This window comes from Pseudomonas sp. MF6396 (genome assembly GCF_002018915.1).
Lineage (GTDB): Bacteria > Pseudomonadota > Gammaproteobacteria > Pseudomonadales > Pseudomonadaceae > Aquipseudomonas > Aquipseudomonas palmensis.
On sequence record NZ_MVOK01000065.1, the window covers coordinates 1 to 4,726 of the forward strand.

General features: G+C 65.3%; 2 protein-coding genes. Both read left to right on the forward strand.

Annotated features, from left to right (window positions below; translation table 11 throughout):
• Positions 1 to 1,790 (forward strand): DUF2345 domain-containing protein (locus MF6396_RS27755; protein ID WP_153046144.1); only part of this gene is annotated, 1,790 nt, incomplete at its 5' end.
• Positions 1,787 to 4,726 (forward strand): DUF6531 domain-containing protein (locus MF6396_RS27760; protein ID WP_161493055.1); only part of this gene is annotated, 2,940 nt, incomplete at its 3' end. The genes MF6396_RS27755 and MF6396_RS27760, both read left to right, overlap by 4 nt.

Sequence of the window (4,726 nt, forward strand, 5' to 3'; positions counted from 1 at the left end):
GCTGGATGCGCGTGGCCTCCAGCTGGGCCAGCCAGAGCAGCTTCGGCGCCATCTCGCTGCCGCGTGTGGGCATGGAGGTGCTGATCACCTTTCTGGAAGGCGACCCCGACCAGCCGCTGATCACCGGTTGCCTGTACCACGGCGCCAACCTGCCGCCGTACCGGCTGCCCGATTTCAAGACCCTGGCCACGGTCAAGAGCAAGGAATACAAGGGCAGCCGCAGCAACGAGCTGCGCATCGACGACACCACCAGCGAGATCAGCATCGCGTTGCGCAGCGACCATGGCGCCACCGCGATCAACCTGGGCTACCTGACCCACCCGCGCCCCTCGGGCGGCCAGCCGCGCGGTGAGGGTTTCGAACTGCGCACCGACCGGCATGGCGCCGTGCGTGCGGCGGCGGGCCTGCTGCTGACCACCGAGCCGCGCCATCACGAAGCCAAGCACCACAAGGACCTGCCCGAGACCGCCGAACGCCTGGCCACCGCCAGCGAGCAGCAGGACGGCTTCGGCCAGCAGGCGCGCGAGGTGCAGGCGCAGGAGTCGGGCGATCAGGATGAGGTGGCCAAGGCCCTGCATGCGCAGCACCAGGGCATCGTCGGCAGCGGCCCGACCAACCAGAGCGCCAACGAATTTCCCGAGTTCAGCGAACCGCACCTGGTGCTGGCCAGCCCGGCGGGCATTGCCCTGACCACGCCACGCTCGACCCATGTCGCGACCGGTGAACACCTGGCGTTGAGCAGCACCGGGCATACGAGCCTGTCGATCGGCAAGCGGCTGCTGGCCAGTGCCAGCCAGGGCATGCGGTTGTTCGTGCAGAACATGGGCTGGCGGTTGGTGGCGGCGTCGGGCGACATCGATATCAAAGCGCTGAAAGACAACATCAACCTGTTGGCCAAGCTCGACATCACTGCCAATGCCGACCGCATCACCCTCACGGCCAAGACCGAACTGGTACTCCAAGGCGGCGGCAGCGCCACCACTTTCAACGCCGGCGGCATCACTCACGTAACTACCGGGCCGTATACCGCGCACGCGGCGAACTTCGCCCATGTGGGGCCCAAGAGCCTGGCCGGGACCTTCCCCGAGCCGCCGAAACCGGGCAAGGGCGATCTGGAGTTGCTGTACCAGTACGCCAACAGCAAAGGCGTGAAAACCGGCGACTACGACGTGACCGATGCACTGGGCAAATCGATCAAGGGCACGCTCGACGCCGACGGCTTCAACCTCGCCAGCGGTGCCGCCCTCGGCCCGCTGTGGGCCGACTTCGGCCTGGACCCGGCTGACACCTGGGCCGAGGCCAGCCACTTTGGCGCCAGCACGTGGCCGCTCAGCCCCTCACTCGACGATATCGCACCCGGCCAGCAATCAGTGGTCGGCGAGGTGCTGGGCGCGGCCAGGGATGGCCTGGAGAACGGCAAGGCACTGGTGCAGCAAGGCATGGACAAGGGCAAAGGACTGGTACAGGACGTTATGGCACAAGGAAAGACAATGGCCCAGGGCCTCATGGGCCCCGGTGGCTCTGCAGTGATGGACGATGGCAAGGCGCTTGCGGGCAGCGGGCTGCAACTGGCCAGAAGTGGCCAGGCGGCCTTGCAGCAGGCACAGCAGGTGGGCGCTGCACTCAAGGGCGAGCCTGCCGCGATGGCCGGCCTGGCCAGTAGCGTGGTGCCCGGCGCAGCGGCGTCGCTGGAAGCGGCAAGGGCGCTCAAGACCTTGCCCGGTCTGGCCCAGCCGACCTTGCCGAGCAGCCCGGCCAAGGCTCTGGCCAGCCGCGAGGTGCTGGCATGAGCGAGTCCGCCAAACCCCGCGAACCCCAGGTCGCGGTCGCCCCGCTCAACACCATCGACGCCAAGGACGTGGGCCGCGGCGCCGCCGAATTCGACGCCTGGCTGCAATCGATCAGTGGTGGCAGCGTCACCCTGGAGCGCATCAAGTCCGTGGCCGGCGCCTTGCCGGTGGTGGGCAACATCATGGCCCTGGTGGATGCACTGGGGGACGTGGTCACCCTGGTCAAGAGCAAGCAGCGCGAGGTGCTGGACTGGGTCAGCCTGGGCATCAACCTGATCGGCGTACTGCCGGCACCGCCGACCATGGCGGCCGCGCGCATGAGCCTGCGCCCGACGTTGTTTCTGGTGCGCCAGGAGCTGCGCAACAGCGCCAAGATGCTGCTGGGCGACTCGCTTATCCAGGTGCTGATCGGCCATTTGAACGCCACCATCGCCGGCACCATCGACGACTTCGTCACCCAGGCCAAGCCCAGGCTGGCCGAGATTCTTGACGCGGCGGGTGCGAAGGGCACCCAGATGCTCGGCGAAATCGCCGACGGCCTGGACGCCGTGGCCACCGGCCAGCTCAATGCCAGGAGCGACCGCACGGCGATGAGCCAGCAATTGTCTGCGGCTGGCGACCAGCTCACGCACAGCCCCAGGGCGGCGATCAGGAATATCTTCGGTGCGATGCACAGTGCCTGCAAGGCTGCGGGCAAGGGGGTGGTGAACAGCGCCGTGAGCAAGCTGGTGTCGGATGACATCAAGGCTCAGGTACTGGCCCAGACCGGGCAGTTGCGCAAGCTGGGGCCGGAGTTGGCGCGCCAGTTGAACAGGCTGGCGGACCCGTCGCTGGCGATGAGCATCGGTTCGATGCTCAATGTGCTGGACGGCGCCGTGAAGGGCTTTCGCAAGCGCAACAAGAACGGGCAGTCGGGCGTGAGCAAGCCGGGCACCGTGACCCAGGTGGAACGGGAGAAACCCAAGGGGGAGTTGGGGGCGACGGCCAGGCAGCATGAGGCCGTGGCTTCGACCAGCCCGCTTCCAGATACCTGCCCGATCCCGCGCCCCGCGCCCAAGGCGCACTCAGGCAACCACATCAGCTTCGCCCTGGGTTCGGAATTCATCATCCATACCGACTTCAGCCTGCCGGGTGCATTTCCCATCGAGTGGCAGCGTATCTACCACTCGCGCCTGGCCGAGTACGACCAAGGCAACCTGGGCGCTCGCTGGGTCACGCCGTTCACCACCTGCATCGATGTGGTCGGCACGGGTCTGCTGTTTCACGACTACGATGGCCGTAGCCATGCGTTCGACCTGCCCAAGGTCGAGAAGGCGCAGTACAACGCTATCGAAGACCTGCTGCTGGTTCGCAGTCGTGAAGACGAACTGGTGATCTGCCGCGGCTTCGTGCGCAAGGAACACTATCTGCGCGTGGGCGAGCGCTACTACCTGCAGAAGATCCTGTTGCACAACGATGCCGGCTGCATGCTGCATTACGAGCATCGGCACGAGGGCCGGCCGGTACTGTCCGACATCATCACCTTTCAAGGGGACATGAGTGACGTGCTGCGTCACCTAGGCACCCTGATCGATGACCATGGCCGTATCACCGGCCTGTGGGAAATGCGTGACGGCCAACCGCTACGCCAACTGTGTGCCTATCACTACGATGCCCATGGCGACCTGGTCGCCGCGCAGGATGAACACGCAGGCACCTGGCACTACCACTATCAAAATCACCTGGTGACCCGTTACACCGACCGTACCGGCCGGGGCATGAACCTGGAGTGGAAGGGCAGTGCGTTCGATGCCAAGGCCATCCGCGAATGGGCCGATGACGGCAGCTACGAGTTGCACCTGGAGTGGGACAGCAACATTCGCCTCACCTACGTCACCGACGCCCATGGCCAGGAGACCTGGTACTACTACGACATCCTTGGACATCTGTACCGTGTGCGTTACCCCGACGAGCGCTCGGAGTGGATCTTTCGCGACGAGCGCAAGCACATCGTTCGGCATGTCCACGTCGATGGCAGCGAAGACCGTTACGACTACGACGAGCAAGGCAGCGTGGTGCGCCATATCCGTGCCGACCACAGCCAGGTTCACTTTGCCTACGATGACCGTCGTCGCCCGATCAGGATCCGCGACGCCGAGGCCGGTGTGTGGGAACGCCAATACGACCTCAAGGGCAACCTCAGCGAAACCGTCGACCCGCTGGGCAACAAGACCGAGTTCGCCTACACACCCTCCGGTCTGGTCAAGGCGATCAAGGACGCCAACGGCAACGAAAAGGCGCTGGTGTACAACGACGCCGGGCAACTGGTCGAGTACACCGACTGCTCGGGCAAGACCAGCAAATGGGCCTATGACGATATCGGGCAGTTGGTGCAGTTCACCGATGCCGCCGGCAACAAGACCCAGTACACGTACAAGGCCGGCCAGCTCGCCCTGGTCATCCACCCGGACAAGACCGAAGAGCGCTTCGAGCGCGATGCCGAGAGTCGCCTGCTGGCCCACGTCGATGCCTTCGACCGCTGTACCACATGGACCTACACCGTCGCTGGCTTGCTGGCCGAGCGTGTGGATGCGGCCGAGAACACTCTGCGTTATCGGTGGGACAAACTGGGCCGCCTCACGGGCCTGGAAAACGAAAACGAAAGCCACGCCAGTTTCCGCTACGACCCGGTCGGGCGGTTGCTGGAAGAGAGCGGCTTCGACGGCCTCAGCACGCGCTACCAGTACGACACGAACACTGGGCGCCTGACCTCCACCCACGTCGGGCAACGCCGCCTCGACGTCACCTTCGATCCCGTCGGCCGTCTCATTTCCCGCGTGGCCAGCCAGGGTGACCAGCGCGAGGAAGAAACCTTTGCCTACGACGGCAACGGCAGGCTGATCCAGGCCATCAACGCCGCGAGCAAACTGCAGTGGTTCCATGACGAGGCCGGCAAC